The organism is Lacrimispora sp. YZC11, assembly GCF_057543815.1.
On the sequence record NZ_BAAJYQ010000005.1, the window covers coordinates 1 to 26,110 of the forward strand.

The 26,110-nt window shown below is 40.4% G+C and carries 17 protein-coding genes and 4 tRNA genes; 5 read left to right on the forward strand and 16 right to left on the reverse strand.

Annotated elements, in window-relative coordinates:
* Both AC27IJ_RS03145 and AC27IJ_RS03150 read right to left on the reverse strand, forming a co-directional pair.
* Positions 1 to 1,270: InlB B-repeat-containing protein (locus AC27IJ_RS03145; RefSeq protein ID WP_487147411.1), on the reverse strand; the 1,270-nt coding region annotated here is incomplete at its 3' end.
* 86 nt (positions 1,271 to 1,356) lie between these two features.
* Positions 1,357 to 1,776: an RrF2 family transcriptional regulator gene (locus AC27IJ_RS03150; protein WP_312446591.1), complete on the reverse strand. Its 420-nt coding sequence runs from the start codon at positions 1,774 to 1,776 to the stop codon at positions 1,357 to 1,359.
* Positions 1,777 to 2,246: 470 nt separating this feature from the next.
* On the opposite strand from AC27IJ_RS03150, the gene AC27IJ_RS03155 reads away from it, so the two are divergent.
* Entirely contained in the window at positions 2,247 to 3,629 is a 1,383-nt protein-coding gene (locus tag AC27IJ_RS03155; protein ID WP_487147413.1) for a sensor histidine kinase, read from the forward strand.
* A 4-nt stretch (positions 3,630 to 3,633) separates the two neighbouring features.
* Here AC27IJ_RS03155 and AC27IJ_RS03160 read toward each other — a convergent pair whose 3' ends face one another.
* The 8 genes from AC27IJ_RS03160 to AC27IJ_RS03195 form a co-directional block, all read right to left on the reverse strand.
* Positions 3,634 to 5,001, reverse strand: coding sequence for a L,D-transpeptidase family protein (locus tag AC27IJ_RS03160; protein ID WP_313155063.1), 1,368 nt, complete (start codon positions 4,999 to 5,001; stop codon positions 3,634 to 3,636).
* 337 nt (positions 5,002 to 5,338) lie between these two features.
* Positions 5,339 to 5,653 carry a hypothetical protein gene (locus AC27IJ_RS03165; RefSeq protein ID WP_312446595.1) on the reverse strand — a complete coding sequence of 105 codons (315 nt, stop codon included), beginning with the start codon at positions 5,651 to 5,653 and terminating at the stop codon, positions 5,339 to 5,341.
* Between the two features lie 386 nt (positions 5,654 to 6,039).
* Positions 6,040 to 6,981, reverse strand: a complete 942-nt coding sequence (locus AC27IJ_RS03170) for a 2-hydroxyacid dehydrogenase (RefSeq protein ID WP_487147416.1) — start codon at positions 6,979 to 6,981, stop codon at positions 6,040 to 6,042.
* Positions 6,982 to 6,998: 17 nt separating this feature from the next.
* Positions 6,999 to 8,195, reverse strand: coding sequence for a mandelate racemase/muconate lactonizing enzyme family protein (locus AC27IJ_RS03175; protein ID WP_312446597.1), 1,197 nt, complete (start codon positions 8,193 to 8,195; stop codon positions 6,999 to 7,001).
* Positions 8,196 to 8,204: 9 nt separating this feature from the next.
* Positions 8,205 to 9,494, reverse strand: a complete 1,290-nt coding sequence (locus AC27IJ_RS03180) for a Gfo/Idh/MocA family protein (RefSeq protein WP_312446598.1) — start codon at positions 9,492 to 9,494, stop codon at positions 8,205 to 8,207.
* Between the two features lie 28 nt (positions 9,495 to 9,522).
* Positions 9,523 to 11,757, reverse strand: coding sequence for a helix-turn-helix domain-containing protein (locus tag AC27IJ_RS03185; RefSeq protein WP_312446600.1), 2,235 nt, complete (start codon positions 11,755 to 11,757; stop codon positions 9,523 to 9,525).
* 33 nt (positions 11,758 to 11,790) lie between these two features.
* Positions 11,791 to 12,672, reverse strand: coding sequence for a carbohydrate ABC transporter permease (locus AC27IJ_RS03190; RefSeq protein ID WP_312446603.1), 882 nt, complete (start codon positions 12,670 to 12,672; stop codon positions 11,791 to 11,793).
* Complete coding sequence (locus AC27IJ_RS03195) at positions 12,669 to 13,580, reverse strand: ABC transporter permease (RefSeq protein ID WP_487147420.1); 912 nt, start codon at positions 13,578 to 13,580, stop codon at positions 12,669 to 12,671. The genes AC27IJ_RS03190 and AC27IJ_RS03195 overlap by 4 nt, the downstream gene beginning before the upstream one ends.
* Positions 13,581 to 13,988: 408 nt before the next feature.
* Between AC27IJ_RS03195 and AC27IJ_RS03200 the strand changes: the two genes are divergently transcribed.
* Positions 13,989 to 15,566 carry an extracellular solute-binding protein gene (locus AC27IJ_RS03200; protein ID WP_487147422.1) on the forward strand — a complete coding sequence of 526 codons (1,578 nt, stop codon included), beginning with the start codon at positions 13,989 to 13,991 and terminating at the stop codon, positions 15,564 to 15,566.
* A 1-nt stretch (position 15,567) separates the two neighbouring features.
* Complete coding sequence (locus AC27IJ_RS03205; protein WP_487147424.1) at positions 15,568 to 16,332, forward strand: alpha/beta hydrolase; 765 nt, start codon at positions 15,568 to 15,570, stop codon at positions 16,330 to 16,332.
* 391 nt (positions 16,333 to 16,723) lie between these two features.
* Here the strand turns inward: AC27IJ_RS03205 and AC27IJ_RS03210 are convergent.
* Together AC27IJ_RS03210 and AC27IJ_RS03215 are read right to left on the reverse strand one after the other, a co-directional pair.
* Positions 16,724 to 16,807, reverse strand: a tRNA-Leu gene (locus AC27IJ_RS03210).
* 52 nt (positions 16,808 to 16,859) lie between these two features.
* Positions 16,860 to 16,943 (reverse strand) — tRNA-Leu (locus AC27IJ_RS03215).
* Between the two features lie 158 nt (positions 16,944 to 17,101).
* On the opposite strand from AC27IJ_RS03215, the gene AC27IJ_RS03220 reads away from it, so the two are divergent.
* Together AC27IJ_RS03220 and AC27IJ_RS03225 are read left to right on the forward strand one after the other, a co-directional pair.
* Positions 17,102 to 17,185 (forward strand) — tRNA-Leu (locus tag AC27IJ_RS03220).
* 64 nt (positions 17,186 to 17,249) lie between these two features.
* Positions 17,250 to 17,322: transfer RNA gene (locus AC27IJ_RS03225), tRNA-Asn, on the forward strand.
* 101 nt (positions 17,323 to 17,423) lie between these two features.
* Here the strand turns inward: AC27IJ_RS03225 and AC27IJ_RS03230 are convergent.
* The 4 genes from AC27IJ_RS03230 to AC27IJ_RS03245 form a co-directional block, all read right to left on the reverse strand.
* Positions 17,424 to 18,761 carry a uracil-xanthine permease family protein gene (locus AC27IJ_RS03230; protein WP_313155434.1) on the reverse strand — a complete coding sequence of 446 codons (1,338 nt, stop codon included), beginning with the start codon at positions 18,759 to 18,761 and terminating at the stop codon, positions 17,424 to 17,426.
* 469 nt (positions 18,762 to 19,230) lie between these two features.
* Positions 19,231 to 19,377 carry a hypothetical protein gene (locus tag AC27IJ_RS03235; protein WP_312446615.1) on the reverse strand — a complete coding sequence of 49 codons (147 nt, stop codon included), beginning with the start codon at positions 19,375 to 19,377 and terminating at the stop codon, positions 19,231 to 19,233.
* Between the two features lie 1,355 nt (positions 19,378 to 20,732).
* The gene (estA, locus tag AC27IJ_RS03240) at positions 20,733 to 22,172 is read right to left on the reverse strand and encodes an esterase EstA (protein WP_487147427.1); all 1,440 of its coding nucleotides are present in this window, start codon (positions 22,170 to 22,172) and stop codon (positions 20,733 to 20,735) included.
* Between the two features lie 705 nt (positions 22,173 to 22,877).
* Positions 22,878 to 25,697: an HD domain-containing protein gene (locus AC27IJ_RS03245; protein ID WP_487147429.1), complete on the reverse strand. Its 2,820-nt coding sequence runs from the start codon at positions 25,695 to 25,697 to the stop codon at positions 22,878 to 22,880.
* Between the last annotated feature and the right edge of the window lie 413 nt (positions 25,698 to 26,110).

The following is a 26,110-nucleotide window of genomic DNA, read 5'->3' on the forward strand; positions in this document are numbered from 1 at the left end:
CAGATCTTGTTTCCTCCCAGGACGCCCATAAAGACATAGTCGTATCAACGGTGTTGTTTTCAAAATCCCAAAGTACTGGCTCGTAATTTGCATCTAAATGACTGTGCCAGCCCTTAAACAAATATCCTGGTCTTATAGGATCTGCCGGCCTATCGGTGATTTTTCCTCCAACCGGAACCACCGACTCATGGTATTCTGTGGACATGCCATCATTTAGATCGTAAAATACAGATCTTGTTTCCTCCCAGGACGCCCATAAAGACATAGTCGTATCAACGGTGTTGTTTTCAAAATCCCAGAGTACTGGCTCGTAATTTTCATCTAAATGGCTGTGCCAGCCTTTAAACAAATATCCTGGCCTTATAGGATCTGCCGGCCTATCGGTGATTTTTCCTCCAACCGGAACCACCGACTCATGGTATTCTGTGGACATGCCATCATTTAGATCGTAAAATACAGATCTTGTTTCCTCCCAGGACGCCCATAAAGACATAGTCGTATCAACGGTGTTGTTTTCAAAATCCCAGAGTACTGGCTCGTAATTTGCATCCGAATGGCTGTACCAGCCTTTAAACAAATATCCTGGCCTTGTTGGATCTGCCGGCCTATCAGTTATTTTTCCGCCAACCGGAACCACCGACTCATGGTATTCTGTGGACATGCCATCATTTAGATCGTAAAATACAGATCTTGTTTCCTCCCAGGAGGCCCATAGAACCATATTCTCCTCAACAACGTCATGTTCAAAGTCCCACATGATAGGCTCGTAATTTTCATCCAGATAGCTGTACCAGCCTTTGAACAAGTATCCGGCCCTAGTGGGATCTGCCGGTTTGTCAGTGATTTCCCCTCCTACTGGTACGGTTGCTTCATAAAACTTGTTGTATGTACCGTCTTCCAGATCAAAGACTACTTTCACTGCCGCCGATCGTGAAGAGGCAAAAGCTTTCGCAATATCCGCCTGTATGACAGGAGGCGCTTCTTCCGATCCGGCCATTTCATCTGTTAGTTCTACATCGGCAGATGTTTCTTCACCATCAGCTATAGCTTGTACATTCTTTTCCGATGAAGTAAAATTATCTTCTGTCAAAAGAGAAACTTCTGAGTTGTACTCCTCAATGTTATTTAGTTCTTTTGCTGGCGCTTGAGCGGACAAAGAGACCGTTTCATCCTCCGCAAATACATTTATTGGAAGTATGCAGCAAACTAAAATTGCTGTCAGCAGTAAGCTGATCAATTTACTGCTTTTACGGTATGCCTTTTTTTGCATGTTTTTTCCTCCATTTTTCGATTACGCCTTTCGCGCTTAGGAGGGCATTAATACAGTTGCTATCTACGAAATCAGTACACTTTATCTTAAGTTTCGTTCGCATTTTCATAAATAAGATCGCAAATTTTAGTTTCACTTAGCATTTCAATCGTTTTAGACTGGATGGATTCAAAGATTCGATGCACCAGACATGATGGAGTAGCATTTCTGCTACAATATCCATCCTCTTCCAAACATCGATTGATGCAGATACTTCCCTCCATAGCCTCAACAATATCGTATAATGTAATATCTGCAGCATCTTTTGCTAAACGGTATCCTCCCTTTGGACCTTGTACAGACTCTATGAACCCTAACCGCTTGATTTTTGCTGCAATCTTATTGAAATAGTTATAGGTCATGCCTAATCGCGTTGCTACCTCCTTTGCTGTTGTCACTTGAACACCCTGCTGAGCCATATAAAGGATGATCCGAATCGCATAATCCGTTGTAATCTGAAATCTCACTGTATTTCCTCCAAAATCGAAATTTCTTAATATCAATACTTTACTCAGTGAGTATAATTTATAACTTGATTTTTCTGGAAATACATGTACTCAATTTTAGTTTTCATGTACTGAATATAACAGTTACAAAATAAGAACCTTTGTTATGCCATTTCCAGCATCCACCAGTAATTGAGAACACTAAATAAGGAATTAAGAGCATAATAAATGCCAAATTTCGCTAAAAATGTTATTTTATATATACTTTTTCACTCCATTTTTATTCTACCCGACCATCAATAAACCTGCAAAGAGGCTGCCAATCGGACGGTATATCATCGATTCCCTCCGGACAACTGGCATGCTTAGAAAAATAGGGAATCCCTTCCATTACGAAAATCAAAACATTTACAATGAATTGGAGCTAATTCCGCTTGTTGTACTAGTTTCTTCCACCGAACAGGAGTTTTTCTTAAGAAAGGAGGTAACCGATGTCGTTTTTATTACGTTTTATCGCAGAATGCCTTTTTACCGTTTACAGTGTATCTTTTCTGCTTTATCATAGAAGGAACTTTTTGATGAAGCAAAATTACTTGATATTCTTCCTGATTTCCGCAGTCATCAATTGGAGCTTCAGTGCCACTTGGGGATTGGCTATATCCTCACATTATGGAGCTCCGGCACTCTTATTGATCGTCCTGCTGGAATTAAAAGGGTTGTATCAAATGAATCCGATGCAGCTTCTTTTTGAGAGCGGCTATTTTGTCGCAGTTTTATACTGGGGAAGAGGAATTGTGTTGCCGGTCTTCGCTCTGATTCTGAACCAAAGCGTACATTGGGTAAGGCATAACCAGTTTTACTACCCCGTTGCATGGATTCTCTCCTTATGCATGATACTCGTTTACAATATGCTTTTTCGCCATGTCATCGCTCCAAAAGCGAAGGTTGAAACGTTCTACCGCAGCAAAGAGCAGATCCGGTTTGTGGCTATTTTCCAAGTGTGTCTCCTGGGATATCTGCTGTTTATTAACCTGGGGCGGTATTATGGGGTGGATTTGCCCTGGTATAAAATATCCCACATCATCTCCTGCATCATCTGCTTTGCTGCACAGGGATTGCTCGTCAACCGGGGAATAAGAAACAGTTCCCTTTTGGAATATGAATTACACACGGAATTGCTGCAGCAGCAGCTCGAGAGAAATTTGAGGCATTATAAAGCGTATCAGAAATATGCCGAGAGTTTTCGGGCTTTTAAACACGATTACAATCATATGATGACCTCTGTGAAATCCCTGTTGTCCGCCGGTGAATATCAGAAAGCGATAAACTTGCTTGATACCATTCACGAGACAAGGCACAAGCAAGTTCCGGTCCAACATTCCTATTCAAATAATAACCTGCTTGATGCCCTCCTGCAAGATACCGCAAATCGATGTGAGGAGCAATCCACACAGTTTTCAGCTAATGTTTATCTTCCCGCCGGTCATAATATTTCAGATATCGATATTGTCCGTATGTTTACAAACCTGATCAATAATGCAGCAGAGGCTTGTGCAAAAGTCACTTCTGATTCTGAAAGATTTATTGCCATCACAAGCAGATTTATTTCCCATAATGGCTGGCTGCAAATCAAAACAGCAAACTCATTTCATGGTAAAGTACTCATCCGCAATGGAATCCCTGAATCAACAAAACCTAATCGGGATTTTCATGGCCTTGGTTTATCAATCATTGATGAAACGGCAACAAAATTAGGTGGTATAATGGTTATAGATGTAGATCAGAAAGAAATGGTATTTAAGACAACGCTTTTACTGCCTGTCAACATACAACAATGGAATAAAAAGGATAGGCTGCCTGTACGGGGCGGCTAGCTTCCTACTCTTCATAACTGATAAACGGAGTTCCTTCACTGATTTGTTCAAAGATTATTTTTGCCAAATACAATGGGGCGTTTACGCAGCCATGGCTTCCAACCCTTTTATATATCTCACCCCCAAAAGAATGTCTCCAGCTGGCATCATGAACCCCTATATTCCCATAAAACGGCATCCAGTATGTCACCGGCGCCATATAACCAGGTCCTGATAAAACGGCATCTTTTTGTTTATAATTAAGCATATTCGTTCCGGTCACAGTAGAATTTCCGGTATTTGGATTTCCAGTTACCACTGGACCATGGATAATTAATTTCCCTTCTTTATAGAACCATAAATGCTGTCTGGTTATATTAATTTCCACATAGGTATTGCCTATTTCATTTTCAGACCTGAACAAAGCCCTTTGTGCATATAATGGTTCCCGTATAAGTATCTGACCATTTCTTATGTTTTCCAGTAGTACTTCAGTTTCGGCCTTCTGATCAATTTTCCAGCCATAAAGCCCGCCTTTTACCTCTACAATTTTCCCTGTAGAGGTTTTAAAATTTCTTGCAATTCCGACCGTATCATATTTTTTTCCCAATTCTTTCACATACTTTTTTACCTCAGAACGGTCTATCTTCACATCCAGATTATTATCTACGCTGAGCCATTTGTGAATCATATTTCCATCTAATTGTTCCTTTGGGCTGTCGAAGATATAGGTAACGCTGGTAGTTACGTACTTATCCAGGAGTTTCTTGGTTTCAAGCGTTTTAGCAGAGCTTAAGGTGTATTGCGGGTTTTCATAACAAAGTTTTTCATTCAAATCCAAGCTGGTCTCTCCCATTAAAATTCCAGACCGTATGGCTATGTATAATCGATCTCTCCGGACAATATTCCCATATACTTCTTCTACCAGTTCATATGAGCCGGCCGAATACTTAAAGTCCACATTTCGTGGTTCAATTCTGCGGTTATTAATACAATGCAAATCATTTATTTTACTTTCCAGAGCTTTTTCATTATAAAGAAATAACCCCCCGGTATATTCTTCATGATTTTTAAATAATGAAAAGATCCATTTGAGAGAATCCTGCCGGCGGAGAATTTCCGAAATATTGTTTTTTTCATTGTATTCCAGGCCAATCTCCATCCCCCATATATCTTCTATTTCTCCATTTCTTTCTACCAATTGCAGCTTATAGTTTCTTATGTGATCTTGCAAACTCCGGTTTACATCTTCCTGCGACTTTAAGGAAACATTTACTCCATTTATTACAGTGTTAGTGAAGAAATGATTCATAAAGTATAAGGAAATAAGTAAGTAAACCAGCATCATTGAAGCAATAACAATAATCGTATTTTCTGCTGCGCTTCTTTTCATCTTCCCATCCTTCATACCGTTTTATCCCTCTCAACGATCTACACTATATTTTAAGGTATAATCACTTCATTTTATGTACACATTCCTGATTTTAAGACTGAATCACTTTTCTATTTGTACATAAAAAAAAGAGCTCATTCAAGAGGCCAGATTTAAGGCGGCTGAACAAGCTCAAATGGGGAAAAACGGTGGGATGATGATAGAAATTCAGACAAGTAATTTATCCGCTTATCGACCAGGACAAATTACTTAGCTCCTCACTTCAGGGGAATTAGTGATATCCTTATAAAATATAAGGTTTCTGTAGTTTTTTTAATTCATCCACAGGAGTGATTGTTTAAAATTTTACCACATTATTTATATCATCTAATTTGCTGTCTACAGTCCAAATTTCAACATTTATGTCATTAACTTCTGCAAAATACCGCTTCAATACTTTATAAATATTTTGAGCTGCATCACTATCATTTTCGCTTTGAAAATAACACTCATAGCAATTTTCCGTACCATAGGGATAATTCATACAGTCAAATGAAATGCCAGGTATATGTGCCGCTATCCAATCGGCCACATCTATTTTGCTATTCAAGATGTTTTCTACAATGTCGCATATGTCATCATGGGATTGAGTAATAAACTTAACTTTTATCATTTGATCCTCCGGAAAAACAGTGCAATACAACCAATCTACTCCACCTTCCTTGCATCGCAATCTTATCAAAATGTTGGAATTAATGCCTGATAATTGTATTTATTATCATACACTCAATATAATCTCAATGATTCTCCAACTCCTTAATTACTATTTATATGTATCGAATATTTTGTTTTTACTGCATAATAGGGATCTTTTCTAGAAATGCCGCGGGATTCTATTTATTGCAAAAAGGCCACATCAGTTAATACTGAGTGACCTTTTCTATCAAGCTAACCTCTTAAATCTACCAGCGTCTGCCATTACTCCCAACTAAAACATGGCGTATCGTAAATCATCTGGTAAGCTTATCCGATACCTTCCGGCAAACTTCATACAATTTCTTATTTTACCATGTTCTGCAATTCTTCCGCCAAATACTTCGCCACATTATCAAACACAATCTCTGCCCGTTTCACCAACGCTTCCTTTGTTGCAAATGCGATATGCGGTGTTACAATGGTATTCGGTGCGGCCAACAACGGATGCTCCTTCACTACCGGCGGCTCATTTTCAAATACGTCAATGCATGCTCCTGCAATTGTACTTGCCTTTAGCGCTTCTGCCAACGCCTCTGAATCCACTACCGGACCTCGTGATGTATTAATCAGCACTGCATTTTTCTTCATTAATCCAATCTTTTCTTTATTTATCAGACCTTTCGTCTCCTCATTCAACGGTGTATGCAAAGAGATAATATCGCATTCTGCCAGCAAAGAATCCAAATCAACATACTTTAATCCCGGCACTCCCTTCTTTGTTCTGCTGTATGCAAAAACCTCACATCCGAAAGCCTGGGCAATCGATGCAACACGAAGTCCGATTGCACCGGTTCCCACTATGCCGAATTTTTTTCCCTCCAGTTCAAAGCCGACCAATCCGTCCTTTGTTCCCTCAATCCGGCAAGCCTTGTCACAGGGAATTATATTGCGGTACAGGGCTATCAGCATACCAAACACCAGATCTGCTACGGCGCAGGTAGAGTATCCCGCGCTGTTGCATACCTTAACTCCATTTTTCCGGCACACATCCATAGCGATATGATCCACTCCGGTAAAGGCTACTGAAAGAAGTTTCAAATTCTTGCAGCCTTCAATGACCTGGGCATTTAAGGGCAGATTGGACACCGCTATGATATCCGCATCCTTTCCCCGTTCAATCAATTCTTCCGTATCGGAAGTTCTGGTGTTATAATAAACAATCTCTGCCTTATCCTTTAAATGTCCTGCCATTTCAAGCAGTTTTTCGTCTTGAACACCTAGAGGTTCAATAATAACCATTTTCATCTTTTATATCTCCTCATCTATTTCAGTACAAATATCTTCAAAGCTTTTGCCAGTATATCATGATTCTCCCGGATTCCGATTCCCACAGAATCCGGAATATTCAGGCGGCCATCCGCCAGTGTCAGCTGTCCGTCCAATAGCTCATTGGAAATCTCAAATCCCTTTTTATTCTCCTGGTACTTCCCGATATTCGGCGTATAAGACGAGAAATGCAGAATGTATACAAAGCAAAAACCAGTAGAAACATGAGGCGTTACCGTCATACCAGCCAGCCGGGCCATCCTGGCTACCTTTGTAGTCCTTACCAGTCCGCCGTTATAGAGAATATCCGGCTGGATTACATCAGTACCATGGCTCTCCACCAGCCATTTAAAGCGGCGCAGACTGGTCTCCTGCTCTCCGAATGCCAACGGAATGGAACTCCGCTCACACACCTCTTTTGTCGCCCACAAATCATCAAATGGGCACGGTTCCTCATAGAAATAGCCATTGATTTCCTCCATCACATGTCCAAAATGCACCGCAGTTTCCACATCATAAGAACCGTTTCCATCCGCATGAATAATCATATCATCACCGAAAAATCTTCTGGTTCCGTAGATCAATTCTTCACTTCTTCCGGCGATGGAATCTTTATTTTTGCTCATGCGGCCCCCAATCTTATATTTGATTGCCCTGGCTCCGATCCGTTCCACTTCCGCCCGCAGAATCTCCAGCTCCTCTTCAGGCGTCGTATGTCGGTTTCCGCTGGCTACATAAACATTGGCATAATCGTGAATCCGCTCTCCAAATAATCCGCCCAGAGATACCCGCTTCGCCTTTGCCAGCAGATCTAATATACTCAGTTCCAACGCCGACAGACAGGAGTAATACGGAATTCCAGCCAGCTTATAATTGCTTTTATACACATAAACCCCATCGATCAGCGCTTCTAAGTCCCTGGCATCCTTATGAATAAAATAGGGTGCAATCAGCTTTTCCAATATAGGATAGCTGAACTGGATCCGGTCATTGCTAACGGAGATTCCAACCAACCCATCCTTTGACGTAGTTCTGACGAAAAACAATCCGCAGTTAAATAAAAATTCAATCTTATCAATGATAATAGGGTTATCAAGTCCTTTTAAATCCAGTACCAAAGCTCCCAGAACATGATCCAGTTTTTCTGAAGTTACTGGGCGGTAATCTGCAAAATCACTATGTTTTTTAAACATCCTATCCTCCTAAAAATTCACCAGCGAATCGATTTTCACTGGAAGTCCCGAAGCAATGGACCGGTTGGCGGCGATACCTGTTAATATGGATTGGACCCCAGCTATATGATCTGCCGCCCGATGGAATCTGTCCTCATTTTTACCGGGAAGGAATAAGTCATCCAACATCACCGGATCTCCGCCGCCGTGTCCGCCTTCCTTTCTTTCCACCGGTACCTCGTAAGGTTCTCCAAACATGGGGCAAACCCGAATCAGATAAGATTTCGCAGCCCCTTCCTCCTTTTTGTCTCCGCCGGCATTAATGTAAGGCTTCTCCAATGCCGTATATTCGATCCTGCCCTTGGAGCCGTTGATCGCTACATGAAAGCCTTCCCAGGGCATATAGCTGTTCAGGGAATAGGTCATCATGGCTTTATTTTTATACCGAACCGTTACCGCCATAGTATCTTCAATGCTGATATCATCTCCAAAAACGCTCCGGTCCCGAATATAACCGCTGTCCGCTTCCGCCTCCAGATACAGTCCCCTTAAAACAGGATTGCTTTCCATATCAATGGCAAAGGGATCCTTCTTTGCCGCCTCACTGCCATGGCAACGGTAATAAAAATCCGTTACTCCACGTTTTTCCGCATTATGGCGTCCATAGAAATTCAGATCTCCAAATGCAAATACCGTATCCGGTTCCGTTCCCAGCCAGAAATTTACCAGATCAAAATGGTGGGTTGCTTTATGCACCAAAAGACCGCCGCTGTTGGCTTTATTTCTATGCCACCTCCGGTAATAGTCCGCGCCATGCCGGGTATTCAAAAGCCATTCAAAATGAACCGAAAACACCTCTCCTATGGTATCCTCCATGATCAGTTCACGGATCTTCGTATGGTGAGGCGCATACCGGTAATTGAATGCTACCCGGATGTTGCGGCCGGTGCGTTTCTGTGCATCAAGGATGGATTGGGCTTTCCTTTCATCAATGGTAAGCGGTTTCTCCGTCACCACATCACACCCCATTTCCATCGCTTTTATAATGTATTCATCATGGGTTCTGTCCACACTGGTTACAATCACGACGTCCGGCTTTTCTGCCTTCATCATCTCTTCAAATTTCGTATAATGATACGTCGGGACCGGCTCCTTTCCAAACTTCTCACCGATCATGCGGTTGGCATAATCCATTCTGGTCTGGCTTAAATCACAAAAAGCCACCAGTTCACAGCAATCCGCATACGTCGAACTCAGTGCCTCATAATACATCCTGGCGCGTCCGCCGGTTCCTACCTGTGCATATCTTACATTTTCCATATCTTAAACCTTCCTTTCCAAGCAAATGCTATTCGATTTCCTCTTTCTTCCCTTTCAACTGATTCCGGTATTGTCCAGGTGTTATCAAAGTATATTTTTTAAATACACGAATAAAATTCTGGGGACTGTTGTATCCTAGCCGCACGGAAATTTCATGAATGCTCAAATCCGTCTCAGACAGCAATTCCTTGCAGCGTTTCAGCTTCTTATCGATGACATACTCGGTATAGGTCTTGCCAAACTGCTTTTTAAACATCCGGCTTAAGTAATTCGGATTATAATTAAAATGTCTCGCGCATTGTTCCAGAGAAATATCCTCCTCAAGGTTCTGATTTAAATACTCCATAATCTGCGTAATCACCCGCTGGCTCTCTGCCGGCTCTTTTACTTTGTAGTTCAGAGGCTTTAAGAAATACTCCCAAAAATACAGCTTCAGTTTTTCTATGGAATCGATATCTTTTGTAATATCAAAATCCGCGATCTCTTTCATCTTTCCATAATCCGGCTGAAGGGAATACTCATTATAGCAGTCCAGAATATCGGATAATAATTTGTTGACCTCAAGCTTAAACAAATAGTAATCCACTCCATCCAGTTTTTCAAAATACGCAGCCAGATGATCCTTGCACTGTTCCTCTGTTCCTTCCAGAACCGACTGAATAATCTGAAGGCGTTTTTGCTTGATCCGGATTTCTGAAAGAACAACTCCTTTTCCTTCATTGAGGCCGGAGAAAATGCAAACCCCTGACCGTCCAATCGCTTTTCGCAGCGCTGATTTACACTCTTCCACTGCGGTCGGAAGCTGATCTACCGAAAATACCTGTCTGCTGATTCCAATATTGACCTGCAGTCCTGTATACCGCGCAATAGCTAAAACCACCATCTCGCAGGTTCTTTGAAGCTGAAGCAAAGCCCCCTCCGCCGACATGAACTCTTTATAATGGGTGATATAGATCACCTGGTCAATGGCTACCGGTACAAAGCTGTCCTCCGTTCCCATCAGTTCCGCAATGATGTTTTTAACTCCAAAGACATAAATCTCCGCATCCTTTTTGTTCTCCGCCGTTATGTAGAATTTCACTGCGATGACATGAATATGACGGCTTTCAATCGGTTCTGTAATCACCTTATGGCGAAGCAATTCTTGGGTACTAATGACGACTGGTTCATTCCGGTATATTTTTCTTAGGTAAATTTCTCTGTTAGATTCTTCTGTGTCCGAAAGTCGTTTCTTCAGCTCCACATTCTTTTCTACCAGATAATGAACTTTAGATGTGATGGAATCCAGGTTCCTCTTGTCCCCATCCGAAAGACTGTTATCCACCAACTCATTGAGTACATCAATCGGGCGATACAGTACCTTTGAAAAGCAGTAAACGAGCGTTAAGAGAATAATAATCATGCTGGCAATGACTATCCATACCAAGCGATAGACAGACTCCATTCCTTTTTTTAAGTCTGAATTCAATATTACGGACACATACGTCCAGTCATTAAACTCCGATCTGGATACGGCGCAGACATAGTTTTCATTGTAAAAAGTAATCTGTTGAGGTAGTCCTTCCTGCAACGCCGCCCATTTTTCACCGGAGGCCTTTATATATTCCACGACCGCCTCGGTTCCAACTGCTCCCACGATACAATTTTCGTTTTCATCCAGGATCACTACTTGCTCATTCTGGTTTTCTCCATTAAGCTCATTGTAAATCGTTTTCTTGTCGATGATCGTGATCAACATGCCGTTTCCCGTGCTGACATTGACCGGAATTCTTTCAACCAGATAGATGTATAAATCATTATAATGCCAAAAAGAAGACTTTGGAATTTTCTCCAACTGTTCCACCAACGTGCCATAAACGGATTCTGAAATAGGCTGAAAGCTTTGCTGGCTCATGACCCACCTCTGTTGACTGCTGACCAGTATGGTATCTGCCACCGGAAAGGACAGCGCCCCTAAAAGTTTCAACTGATCATTCGCGGCGTTAAAATCCTGGAAATATCGTGCCTCCCGCGGTCTCCTTACACTTCCCACAATGGCTCTGCTAAGACCGCCCCGTATCATGGAATTGTCCACATATTCCAAGCTGACCTCAATCTGTTTTCTTTTATTATGAAGCGAAGATGCCTGAACCTCATACAAGCTTTCCATCTGGGCTGACGTCATGCTGCTGACTGCAATGATTAAAATAACAACCGGTAAAATCCCGATGAATAATAGTACTGTGAATATCTTTCTAAAATATAGATTCTTTTTCTTTTTCATATATTTCACCTCCCAGTACTATTATAAGGAAGTTCATCCTTTTATCGAGCCTACCATAACACCTTTTTCGAAATATTTCTGCATAAAAGGATAGAACAATACAATCGGCAGGGTTGCTACTACAATAACAGCCATTTTTACGCTCTGAGACGGAATGACAAATTCCATCCCCAGAGAAGCTTCATCTCCGATACCACCCTGGGCCAGGATCACGATCTGTCTTAACAACACCTGGATCGTCCATTTCCTGGAGTCGTTCAAGTAAAGCAGGGCGGTCAGAAAGGTATTCCAGTGACCCACTGCGTAAAACATGGTAAAGGTCGCAAGGGCCGGCTTTGATAGGGGCAGAACGATTTTAGCCAATACCCCCGCTTCATTGCACCCGTCTATCTTGGCGGAGTCGATTAGGTCCTGGGGAATCTCCTGAAAGAAATTTTTCACCAGAATCAGATTAAAACTGCTGATCGCTCCCGGCAGAATAAGGGACGCATAGGAATCAATCAGGCCCAGCGCATCCACTACCAGATAGGTGGGGATCATACCGCCGCTGAATACCAGGGTAAAGGTCACCGCATACATCAGATACTTTCTGCCGGGAAGTTCCTTTCTGGATAACGGATATGCCGTAAGGCAGGTCATAACCAGGTTAACGATGGTGCCCACAAGGGTCACCATTACCGTTACGCTCATGCTTCTCATGAGGGTTCTGGTAGAAAAAATATATTTATAAGCATCCAGTGAAGGCTCCTTAGGGATCAGGAGAAAGCGGTTCAAAGCCAGTTCCTTTACGGAAGCAAAAGACCCCGCCACAATGTAGAGAATCGGAAATAATGTAACAAGCGTTATGATCGCCAGCAGTATGTAAACAATGAAATCAAAGACCCTGTCGCCATAGGATCGTCTCGCCCTCCTCATAAGATACCTTCCTCTCCTACTTTTTTAGAGATCTTATCCGCAGTCAGAACCAAAACCAGCCCAACCAGAGATTTGAACAATCCAACCGCCGTGGAATAGCTTAACTGTCCATTCACCAGACCCATGCGGTACACATAGGTATCAAATACATCCGCCACATCCCGGTTCATCGCATTCTGCATATTATATAGCTGGTCAAAGCCGGATTCCATGACATGTCCCAATCTTAAAATCAACATGGTGATAATGGTGGTCTTTATAGCAGGCAATGTGATGTACCAGGCTTGTTGCAGCCTGCTGGCTCCATCCAGCTTTGCAGCTTCGTACATTTCCATATTTACTCCTGCCAGTGCAGCCAGGAAAATGATTGTACCCCAACCGGTTTCTTTCCATATATTCTGTATCACTACCATGGGCTTTAGCCATCTGGGGCTGGTTAAGAAGTTCATCTGTCCGAAGCCCAACTGCTTCAATCCTTCCGTTATAATTCCACCGTCAGAAGTAAACAGGGTATAGGAAATCCCTACGATTACCACCCATGATAAAAAGTGGGGCAGATACACCACACTTTGTACGGTCCGCTTGAACCAGCCGCATTTTACTTCATTCAGAAGCAATGCAACTAAGATCGGCATAGGAAAGAAAAATGCCAGATTAAGCAATGATAAGGTCAGGGTATTACCTAAAAGCTTCATAAAAGATTTATCCGTAAAAAAACGGATGAAATATTTAAGCCCGACCCACTCGCTGTCAAAAAAGCCGAGAAACGGCTGGTAGTTTTTGAATGCAGCAATTAAGCCAAACATGGGACCGAATTTAAACAGAGCATAATAAACGATGCCCGGGATCAGCATGGCATACAGCCACTTATAGGACATGATTTTTTTCCAATCGCTCTTTATTTTCATATCTTCTCCTTTCCGGATTCGCATCCTGTTTTTGATCGTTTGCTTCAAGAACTCTTCTATGTCCTTGCTGTAAGCAGCTCGTCAGCATACTCACTGAAGCTCGGGGATATCTCCTACTGACATTATATTTACATAATATGGATAACTCAATAATCTTGTTTTTCGCTCTTTTGTACAATCAAGCCAAGAAACTTTGTATGAATTTTATCCCTCATGCTCATTTTCTTACCTTGAAAGTAAATGAGCATGGTTGTATTTTTGAAAATGAGTATTTTGTTGATTCCATTGCATTTCCATATGAGAATTTCAGGGTAAAGATGATTATTGCTTTATCTCGCATCCAAACCTACAATTTAAGTGTGTACACGAGAACAAAATGATCTATCATGATTGAATTTGGAGGTTTATATGGGTTTATTAAAAAATGTAAAGTTAGGAAGACAGATCCTTTTTGTATGTTTTACATCAGGCATGGTATTATCTGCAGCCGCGTGCGGTAAGAATACCGCCAGTTCTTCCTCTGGTTCTTCTGACAGCCAGACGAGAACAGAAGGAAGTACTTCTCCATTCCAGGACGCTGCCGATCCATTGCCGCAGATTACGCTTATGGCAAACTATACCGGTGCGGAGGCTCCCACCGATGACAATCCGCTGATACAGAAGATTTCCGAATATACCGGTTCTGAAGTGAAGGTCACCTGGGTTCCGCAGTCCGCCTATAGTGAGAAGCTCAATACTCTGATCGCCTCCAAGGACCTGCCGCAGATCACCACCATCCGCGAGGTAAAAAACGCCGGTTTTGTCAACGCGGTCCGCTCCGGAATGTTCTGGGACATAGGGCCATACTTAGACCAGTTTCCTAACTTAAGCCGGATTGATAAAACGGTTCTTAAAAATGTCCAAATTGATGGACAGCAAGTCCTGATACCGAAAGTGCGGGAAATTTCCAGAGAAGGCGGAATCATCCGCCAGGATTGGCTGGAGGCTGTAGGTATGGAGATGCCTGCCACAATAGAGGAACTTCACGACGTTCTCTATGCATTCACCTACAATGATCCGGATCAGAACGGCAAAAACGACACCTATGGCTTCTCCTTAAAATACAATGCCCTTCCCCGCTTTTCCACCTTGTTAAGCATCTATATGGGCGGACCGAACACCTGGGGGATTGATGAAAATGGAAATGTTATGCCTGAATTCTATTCTGATACCTACACGAAATCCCTTACATGGTTCAGACAGGCTTATTCCGAAGGTTTATTTAATCAGGACTTCCCCATCTGCAAAGATGAAATGCAAAACTTCACATCCGGCGCAGCCGGCATGCTGTTTCTGGGAAACTTAGAAGACGCCGCAACCCGCGTTACCGATCTGGCTGCCGTTTTCCCCAATGCCACGACCGATATCTTCCAACTGTTAAAAGCAGAGCCTGACACCCCCTATCATATTACCGGCTATCAGGGATATACCGGCGGCCTGGCGTTTTCAAAAACAGCAGTCAAAACAGAAGAAGAACTGTTAAAACTGTTGGCGTTTCTGGATAAATTGGGCGACCCGGAAATGGCGGACGGCATGAACTGGGGTATTGGAGGCGAATCTTATACCGTGAAAGACGGCGGTGTGGAACAGACAAAGGAACAGTCCGAGATCTATGCCCGCAAATACAACGATATCCGCCAGATTACTCCTTTCTATACCACTCAGAACCTAACGGCTAATAACCAGCCGGAATTAAACCAGAAAATTATCCGCCTCATGAATGAAAATGCCCAGTATTCGGTACACAACGTTGTATTGCCGTTCATCTCCGATACCAATGTGGAAACCGGCGGCGATTTAGAAAACCAGATCAATGATGCCAAAATCAAATATGTGATCGGAGAGCTGGATTTAGACGGCTGGAAAGCTGCCATTGAGGACTGGAAAGCTGCAGGCGGAGAGCAGATAATCAAGGAGTATACCCAACAGTACCAGGCAGGTAAATAATATGGCCTTTCTCCATTGTGAGCTGAAAGCCGAATCCATCCGCATGGTCACTTCTGTCTGCGCGATCCTTCCGCAGGATTTCTGTCAGACGGACCGGCCGGTCAAGACTCTGTATCTGCTTCACGGGCGTTCACACAACTATTCCGTCTGGACCCGATATACCAGCCTGGAACAATATGCAGAAGCCTACAATACCGCCATTATCATGCCGGAGGTAAATCGAAGCTTTTACATCAACATGAAATACGGACTGGACTACCAGACATACATATCGGAAGAATTGCCGTATTTATTCGAATCCATGTTTCATATCAGTACAAACTCAAAAGACCGTTATATTGCCGGAATGTCCATGGGCGGCTATGGCGCTCTGAAAACCGCCCTTCTTCATCCTGACCGGTATGCTGGCTGCGGAGCCATCTCCGCTGTCACGGATATTCTTAAGCATGTAACGGAAACACCGGAAAACCACCCAAATAAACAGGAGTTTCAGGGAATATTCGGTGAACATTGTGACCTTGCTCCGGAAGATGATATTTTTTTCCTGGCCTCCCGGGATGCCGACGCCCCCTCCCGCCCTGATATTTTTATTGCCTGCGGCAAAGAGGATCATCTTTATCCTGAATCGGTACGGCTTCACCAACATCTTCAAAGTCTGCCTTACAAGGTTACCTTTGAAGGATGGAGTGGGGTACACGATTGGAAACTTTGGGATGAGGCGGTAAAACGGATGTTGAAACATTTCTTTGCCGGGTCAGTGATATAGGAGTTTCCTTATCTTAAGAAATATTAAACAAGGGGTAACCTGCATTATCAGCTAAGTTACCCCTTGTTATATCATACGATTTGTCTTCATCTTCAGATGTATATTCTTACTCACATAGCACATCAAGTGCCTAAAAAATCACTTGAACTTGTAACCAGTAAGAAAACGAAGTTTCTATTTGCTTCTCCTATAACTACTAGTCTCTTACCGACTTCATCTTCTTAAATTATGACAGTCTCAGGATAGTTCCTTGCGAATCACCCCGTCTCTTTATTAACGTAAAAAGCCGAGGATTATCACTAAATCCTCGGCTCAAAATAGGTAAAACCCCAAAAAGCTTAATGTCCTGCGGTATTCTCCACAGGACATTCTAATTAGGTTTAAATTATAATGCGGGAGATGGGACTTGAACCCACACGATCATACAACCACAAGATCCTTAGTCTTGCCTGTCTGCCAATTCCAGCACTCCCGCATGTCATATATATTTTGAAAACCACGCAGCTATGACAATCTGCATAGTTTCATGCAGAAGAAGGGACTTGAACCCTCAAGGTATTGCTACCACACGGACCTGAACCGTGCGCGTCTGCCAATTCCGCCACTTCTGCATTTCGTTGTTATCTGTCGTAACAACAATAGTTATTATAGTATACAAGCTCTTATATGTCAACAACATTTCTCCAAATTTTTCAAATATTTTTTTTGTATATATTTTTCAAAAAATATTGACAATTTCACTTTTAAGTGCTAAGATAAAGCTCGTTGTGCGGGAGTGCTGGAATTGGCAGACAGGCAAGACTAAGGATCTTGTGGGTGTATGCTCGTGTGGGTTCAAGTCCCATCTCCCGCATTTTTTTAATATTTTTTTTTTCCTATTGACATATTTCTCTTTTTGGGTATAATAAATCATGTATTCCTCGATAGCTCAGTCGGTAGAGCAAACGGCTGTTAACCGTTGGGTCGTAGGTTCAAGTCCTACTCGGGGAGTTTTTTATTGCCAGGAAATATAAGGCACATGTAATTATGGATAACGAAAAAGCGCAGGCATCTTTGTCAGCGCTTTTTCGTTATCTATTGGAATATAAGCCCTACTCCATCACCTCTGCCGGTTTTTCAATTTCCATTTTTTCCGGAAGTATGAGGTTCAGCCCCAAAGCCAGTACAAACACAACAGCCACACAGTTTTCCGCAAATACATCCTGAATAATTTCCGGGAATATATGAAAAATTTCAGGAATCAGGGTAAATCCGATTCCCACGCTAAGCGACAAGGAACTGATAATGGAATTTCTCTGGCTAAACCCGGCCCGGGCCAGCATCTGCACTCCGCTTATGATGATTGATCCAAACATCATGATAGTACAACCTCCCAGCACGGCCTCAGGAAGAGATGCAAAAAAAGAACCAATCGGTGGAAATAAACCTGCCAGTATCATACAGGCAGCCCCTGTCATGATGGTAAAACGGTTAACAACCTTCGTCATTGCTATAAGTCCCACATTCTGACTAAAAGAAGTAACAGGCAGGCATCCGAACAGAGAAGAAATGCTGCTTGCAAACCCATCACAGGCAAGAGAACCTGATATCTCCTTCTCCGTTATCTCACGGTCAAGACCCGAAACCACCATGGCCGTGGTATCGCCGATTGTTTCGGTTGCAGAAACCAGGAATATCACCACAACTGATAAAATAGCTCCTATATGGAATTCTGGAATAAAGGGTAAAATCCTGGGCAAAGATACGAACCCACCGGCAAATAACCCGGACAAATTCACAATTCCAAGTATAGCAGAAAGTATGTATCCCATCACCAGACCAAATAATATGGAAAGCTGCTTCCAGAAGGATTTGGCAAAGATGTTAAACAGAATGCTGCTGAGAAGCGTCACAAATCCTATCAGAAGGTTGGTTGATGACCCAAAGGAATCACTATAACCACCCCCAAAGGATCTGGCTCCAACGGTTAAAAGAGAAAAACCAATGGAAGTTACCACACATGCTGAAACAATGGGAGAAATCAGTTTTCTCCAATATTTTGCGAAAAGCCCCAAAGTTCCTTCAACCGCACCTCCAACAAGAATGGCACCCAATATGCCCGGATATCCATACTTAACGCCAACCGAGCTTAAGATGGTAACAAACGTAAAGCTAACCCCCATGACGATAGGAAGCTTCGCCCCAATCTTCCATACCGGATACAACTGAATTAAGGTTGCTATCCCAGCAACAAACATGGCATTCTGGATTAACATAGCCGTCTCCCCCTCACTCAGCCCTGCCGCTGCCGTCACAATGACTATCGGGGTTAAATTGGCTACAAACATAGCCAGTACATGCTGTAGGCCGAATGGTATGGCCTTTTCCAAGGGCACACGCCCATCCAGCTTGTAAATATTGTTCATGCTGATTTCTGAGTTGCTTTTCATATTCCTTCTCCTTTTCATGGTATTTCGATTTTTCGCAAAAAAATGGCCCGAAATTAAAGGGCAGCAGCATCATGCCATCTTTCTAGTCCTGACATAACAAAGACCGAACTCACCGGCCTTTATCCAGGGTAGATATAAGGCTGATATTTAATTTATTTATTTTCTACAAAAAATCCGATATATCACCTTAAATTATAATCATTTTTTATATATTTGTCAACAAACTATTGATTATCTGAATTTTTTTTAGGTAAGATCGTCAATTCTGAAGAAATCACCGGAATCACAATAGCCCCGAAGACAAACGTCCCGGGGCTAAATGATCGTTAAAACCTTTTATTATTTTATCTTGTTTCCTATAGTCAGTCACATTATTAAGAGCACATATTGATCCCTTAAGATGGTATACAAACGCCTGTTGCGGCGCACATTCCAAAGCAGAAACTCTCAGCCTTCTACAGGACTTCTCTTATCCTGCATTAATTGCATCAGCAATCATCATCGTTGCGCCAGCGGGAAGCGCTGTTGCATCCATCACGAAAACCTGCACAGTAAGCTTCTCTTCTTTCCTTTTCACACATATCTTTCTCTTCTTCGCAATTACATCTATTTTCACAACAACAATTATTCCAGTTGTTTCCGCAGTTACAATTACGTCTGTTATTACAGCCGCCCCATGAACAACCCATATTTACACCTCATTTATTTATTTATATTTTATTATATGGGGGCATTATAAAAGATGTGAATGCTGCGGAAGATAGCATTCACCGCCGATATTTATATAGAAAATTTCGAATTTATCCGGTTAGCAACCGTCTTTCTATATTGCAAGTACATTGTGTATTTGTATGTATCTATTCTAATCTATTTTATAATAGGTAAGTACTGATTAATTTACCTTTGGCGGGCTTGAACTAACGAAAGTATGCCATTTATCATTTACTACTCTTCACATTCGTCGATTTCCTCTTCCCGGCGACTGCTTTTTCTACAACCGTCTCTAAAACCTCTCCAATAGGCTTCTTTTATTGCTTGTTTACACCGTTCACACTCACGATCGCGGTCACAATCACACTCGCTGTTCACGGTCGCAATCGCACTCGCGCTCACTGTCGCAATTATTAAAACATCTGCATTTGCATTTATAACTGCTCATATATTTAACTCATATCCTATCGCACTACACTATAGTATATGGGACAGATAGACAAGATGTGTAAAAGCAATACTATCCACCTTCTACTCTGCTTACCTCTGATACCGCAGTGCCTAACCTGATTAAAATAATTCTAGTGGCCGACGATAATCTGTCAGCATTCACTATTTCCCAACGCTTCGTCCTCAGATTTGTGTATAACTAAAGAGTGTAAGCCTGTAATAATTTGCTGATTAATGTCGTATTTTCAGACATTAACAATCAATCCACAATTATTTCCACAATATTGTGGATAAGTGTCGTTTGGGATGTCAAAAAAAGTGGCGAATGAACACCTCTATGAATAGTTTTCGTAAAAGAAAAGAGACAGCCAAAAGGTTATCTCAATATAACGGGTAAAGTCCTATGGTGAGTGGCCTGTACGTATGCAACACTGCATAATTTATTATTGAGGGGGCCTCCACACCAATTGTATCTGGTGACTTTATAGAAAAGGACGGGAAGCTTATCCAAGCAGAACTTGATGAAAAAGGGAATCCAATAGATGATGACTTTTACGATAAAGAGAGATATTCCATTGGATTTTCTATAAAAGATGATGAAATTATTCGAATTTGGATTTGTAATAATGGCTTCTAAGATGTACGAAGAATTAAATAACTTACATCTATTTATAGGCGGGTATTCGGACCCGCCGTAATATTTAAGAAATAAAAATGTAACGAAAATTGATAAAATTCTTTAAAATCTGCTCGCTGCATGTTATTTTAGTTGTGTAAAGTGGCAGAATGGAAAGTTATTATTCCATTTATTTATCTTGACAAATTACTTAAAAAGCTTGCATAATCCATATACCAGTCTTTAACGTTACCAAATGTGCCTACTATGTCCATATGATCTGTATTTATGATTCTAGGCATTGCATTCCATTGTCCTATTTTAACTCCACCATTGTATTGTTCAATAACATCATTAGAACCTAACTTAGGCCCATCTTGACTAATACAATTTACAACCCCATCATTTGGAAACCATTTCTTATCAATGATTGGAAGATCTTTTTGATTACGTGAATATTTTCCCATTAAGTTTGCTGTTGGATAAAATATAGGATTCATTGGGCCAATTTGTGCTACTGAATGTCCTGTAAGTATAGATTCTGTAGTTGCTTGCGTTGTCCAAGAAAAATAATATACATCTGGTTGAGCTTTTACCCATGTATTGAGTTCTTGTGCACCTTCTGTGGATAAATCATAAGTTGCTATATCTTTTGTACTATTCCAAATATTGCTTTCTAAAACCCTTTCAATATAATCACGCTGAGATTCTCCATTTTGCTTTTTTAATCCCCATTGATCTAATTTTAAATCATATATTGAACTAAATAATTTGTTTTTACCAGTTATTGTTCCTAATACACCAAATGTATAACTTATTAGGTCTTTTGCCGGCATTAGATCTGATAAAGTTGTACCATCATTAGGTGTAGATATAGTACTAACACTATTGATCCAATGTTTTCCACCTTCAAATAATGGTGAAACATTTTCTTGTCCACAATTTATTTCCTCTTCGCTTCCTTCACTTAACAGCTGTGTAAGTGTACGTATGGTTTGTCCACCCATACTATGACCTATTAAATGTATTTTATTTTCATTGCTTATATTTTTATATATACCTGGATATGTCCTTCCATATCTATTATGTTTAAATTTTTTTGCATGAGCTTCTCCATAATCTGCTGTTCCACCTATTATATAAGCGTAAAGTTCACAAGCTCTATCCCAGTTACTAGATAATGGGCCTACTGTTGCTGTATAAGTCTCATGTCCTGATGCATTTAACTTTTCTTGAAGATCAACTACTCCACCCCAATATTTATATCCTAATAATTCATCCCTTCCAAAGCCCATAAAGCCATGAACTAAAACAATTGGATAATTATTTCCCCCTATCATACTCCTAGTGTTTACTTCTGGAAATTCTACCGAAAACTTTAATGGAGGCATTTTATTTATATCTTCTTCACTTTTAACTTCTTCTGCCGAATCTATTAAATTGTCTATATCTTCTAATGTAGGTATTTTTATTGTCTCATCTGCACCTTTTACTTCTTTTTTAACAGTAGATGCATCCACCTTCTGTGTTTCTTGTGCCTTTGGTTCATCTGCTCTTACAATTATTGAAAAATTTGTTAGTATCATAGAAAATGCTAATAAAATAATAGTTGCTTTTGTTAAATTTTTTTTCATTTCACTTCTCCCCCTGATTCAATTTTTAAGTAATAGAAACATTAAAACCATGTAATACTAGATACTAATATGTAGCTTTTTCATATTAATTCCCCCCTTATAAAACTGATACTAGTGGTTGCGTGCTTAATATATCAGACATTTTTTACCAAATCAATATAAAATCTGGAATTTACTAATAATTCAATAAAAAATTAAGGATTAAACAATAACCGTAATGTATTCGTAATAAATACAAAAAACCGTTGCATGGTAAATGAGTAATCTACTATGCAACGGTCCTTTAGACAGTTTCCTTATTTTCTACTATCGAACTATGTGATAGACCATTCTCTTTTGTAAAAATTTCTGTGCTGTCCATAAATTTGTACCTCCTTAATTTTTTACTTCCAGCCTCACATTCCGCAGAGCCGGCAAATAAATTCGGAGCATACCCAGGAAGGAGTCCCTCCCCTATATATTCACAGGAAATAAACCTGGAATTTTCAAATAAAAAGAGCCATAATCAGTTTTTAGATACTCTCTAAAACTGATTAAAGCTCTCTATTATATTCTATTTTTATTTCTTATTAATCACAACATATTAGAGAATAGTATATTCCCGAATATAAATTATTATTTATTAATTGATTTTATTATTGCATTTTATATTTTATATCTATACTTAAACCAGTTATATTAAAATAGAGAGTAAATCACTTCTATTTAATTACTTTTTTTAAGCAAAGAAAAGGCGCTCTCCATACAAATTTTCTCAAAAACCGATTCCGCACTTCTATCATCATTAAGAATCTTCTCGTCAAATTTAATATCCATCTTTTTTAGCTGCCCAGTCAACTGATCCAAGACCTTCTCCTGAATTAGATAACCACATTTATTCATCCAATCTTCCACTTGGTCTATGTTTTGGCTGATTTCATGTCGGGATACGTTCAACTCAAGTCTTGCACAAGCGGTCAAATTCACATTAGCTTTACAGCAACCAAATGGCACGATAGCCTCCGGACGAACATCTACACGAATTCCGTCTTGGCAAGCTAACGAATTCCCAAAATCAATAAGTCCTACCTGGTCTGGACAATACACCCAGTTTTCACTGTCTATTAGGTTGATTCCTTCATATTCAGTCATTCCTCCTAAAGCATGTTCAGGGATCATGCTGTATTTTTTAAACTCATTATCAAAAAATCCTATCACGTCAAATAAATAATCGTTCCATTCTTTTTGCTCATCTATATATGATAAATCATTTTCTATGTTTATTTCCATATAATTATACTCAGTCATAACCTCCTCAGGATCATCTAAACCAATCACCCACTCCTCTGGTGATTCTTCATCGTTTTTTAAACAAAGAACTGATAGGTATTTTACTATTTCCCCTTCATAACACAGAAATCCATGCACTGACTGCCATTCTATTCCCATGTCATAATCTTCAATTTCACAACTAACGAACACGATCCCTTGTCGGCCTAGGTCAAAGTGATCTTCGTCTGTCTGTACTTTTATTACATTAAAATTGGAGGATAAGTTCAAATATGCGGTTTTGAATGATGCAATATTTTTCATCTGCTTATTTTGAATCCGATTCCAAGGACCACTATACACTTTCATCCTTTCCGCGCACTGATCCCTCAATTTCACGCTGAGAAGCCTAGCTTGATGAATTTCCTTTTTCTTTAAAGCCATTTGCAGATTCTCAAATATCCTTCTCTGATTTTCTATATAGTCCATTGCTTCACTTCCGTCCATTAACTCATAAAGTGCCTCCATCTTGACACGACATACTTCAACAGCGTTTTTTTCTTTCTCTCCAAAATTTAATTCTTGAACATAATTAAAGATCGAATTGATATGCTTTTGTTCTTTCAAATATGGATTAAGCATTCGATTTCTTTCATTCTCCATACCGTCAATACGGCGAGTCAACCAATTAGCCGACCATTTAGTTTTTTCTACCTCTTCTTTTGTAACTCCCAGCTTATTCTCCAATTCTTTCAACTGATCCAAGTCGATTACGATAATATCAACACTAGGACAGCAAAACATTTTCTTTAAATACTCCCACAGCTCCCTAAACTGAAAAGAATGCTTTGGTGTCAGAGTAATAATTGTGCCAGTTTCAGCACTGCCTTGCACCTGTTCAATAAATGCCGTCATAGAACTAGATTCCAACGCAATCTGAATTTTTTCCTTTCCCTTCGCCTGGGTTGTTACTTCCATTTGCTCCATTTTAGTCAGGCATGCCACGAATCCAATTCCGAATTTAGCAATAGAAGGAAACTTAAAATTTCTTGTTACCTTTTTATAGCGATAACCAGAATCTGCTGCACGAAATAAATAGTTTCTTATTTCAGCTTCATCCATGCCTATTCCATCATCAGCCACAATAAGCATATTATCCTTTGCAGAGTATGCAACCGCGACAAGAGTTTTCACATTCCAGCACCTAGGAGACACTGCATCTATTTTCCTAACTAAATTTTGGTATTCTTTCAAAAGCACTGCATCTATTCCATTTTGTATCAGTTCCCTTATATAGTCAAATTCATTAGTATATATAGATCTTGTTATAATATCTAACAATGTACCTTTTTCGTCAAGTTGAAATTTCACTTCCTCCACCCGGAAGTCAGATCCTGCAGCCGCTTTTAAATCATCTTTTACTTCCGGCAACCTGTATCTAATTACTTTACCATCAATTTCTTGATCTAGTTTTGGGAGATAATGAGTATTAGCATACATAATTTCTTGATCCAGATAATCTAGCCAACCTCTCCATATCTTATATCTTTGTCGGTTTTTGGTTTCAATGCAAATTTCAATTGCATTGTCATTCTTATGAAAACGCTTAACCTCCAGATGCCTCTGGTGATGTTCCTGTGAAATCGAATCACCATAATACTGAGGATTCAGCTCCAAATTAAATTCATTAGTTCTTCCTTCTTCTAAATCTAATAGATCACCTATTCTGAGCAAAATAGCAATCAATCCATACCTGATGCATTCCCCATCAACATCATCCTTATCTGTAAACGACTTCTCCTCATAGAGACTACGTATTTCCTTTCCATGAGACTCTGCAGCATACATTATGCAGTCCGCCAGACGCTTCGCTTCTCGCATACCTAAAGCCCTTGTGTACATATAATCTATAATAGGTCTTTTCGCATATAGGTGGTGGTCCATTCTCCTTTTATCTATATCCGGTTCTTCATCTGTTGTCATTCCCATATCATGAAATAAGGCCGACATCATAAAGCAGTATATTTCTGCTGATGATAAACTCTCCATTAAATCCCTTGAAAGTATATTATACACTGCCTCAATAATACCTATAGAGTGGGAGATTCCGTGCTCCGTAAAATTGGGAAACTGATTTTTTATGTACTCTAGTATCGGAGCTACTGTTTGTTCCGCATTCAGCAATTCACCTTTATAAACAAAAGCAGTAGGATTAGTTTTCTCCTGTAGTCCTAACATTTGGAAAAACTTAGTGTCTCTAATTGTCTTTTGTATCATAACTCTTCTCCTATTATTTTTACTAACGATATCCAACTGTCACTCAAAACATAATTTTATTATACATTAAATAAAAAAAAAGAAAAGATATGACAAGTAATTTCATCATATCTTTTTATAGTTATCCGACAATTCACTTCAACAAAACCCCATCAAAGCCTACAGTTTATCCATCTAGAGTTGTTGTGTCGTGGAGCATTCTGCTCCATTCATCAAAATAATACCATTTGCCATCAATTTCTGACCAGGTATTTTGCTTTGAATCTACATCTTCACCAAAATAGTACCAGGTATCCCAGACTTGATTCCATTGATTTGTTAGGTATTTTGAATAACTATATTCATTTTTTTCTCCAGTGCAATACTTTCAGACTTGTTCATTAGCTGTATACCTAACAGGACTCATTCCCTCA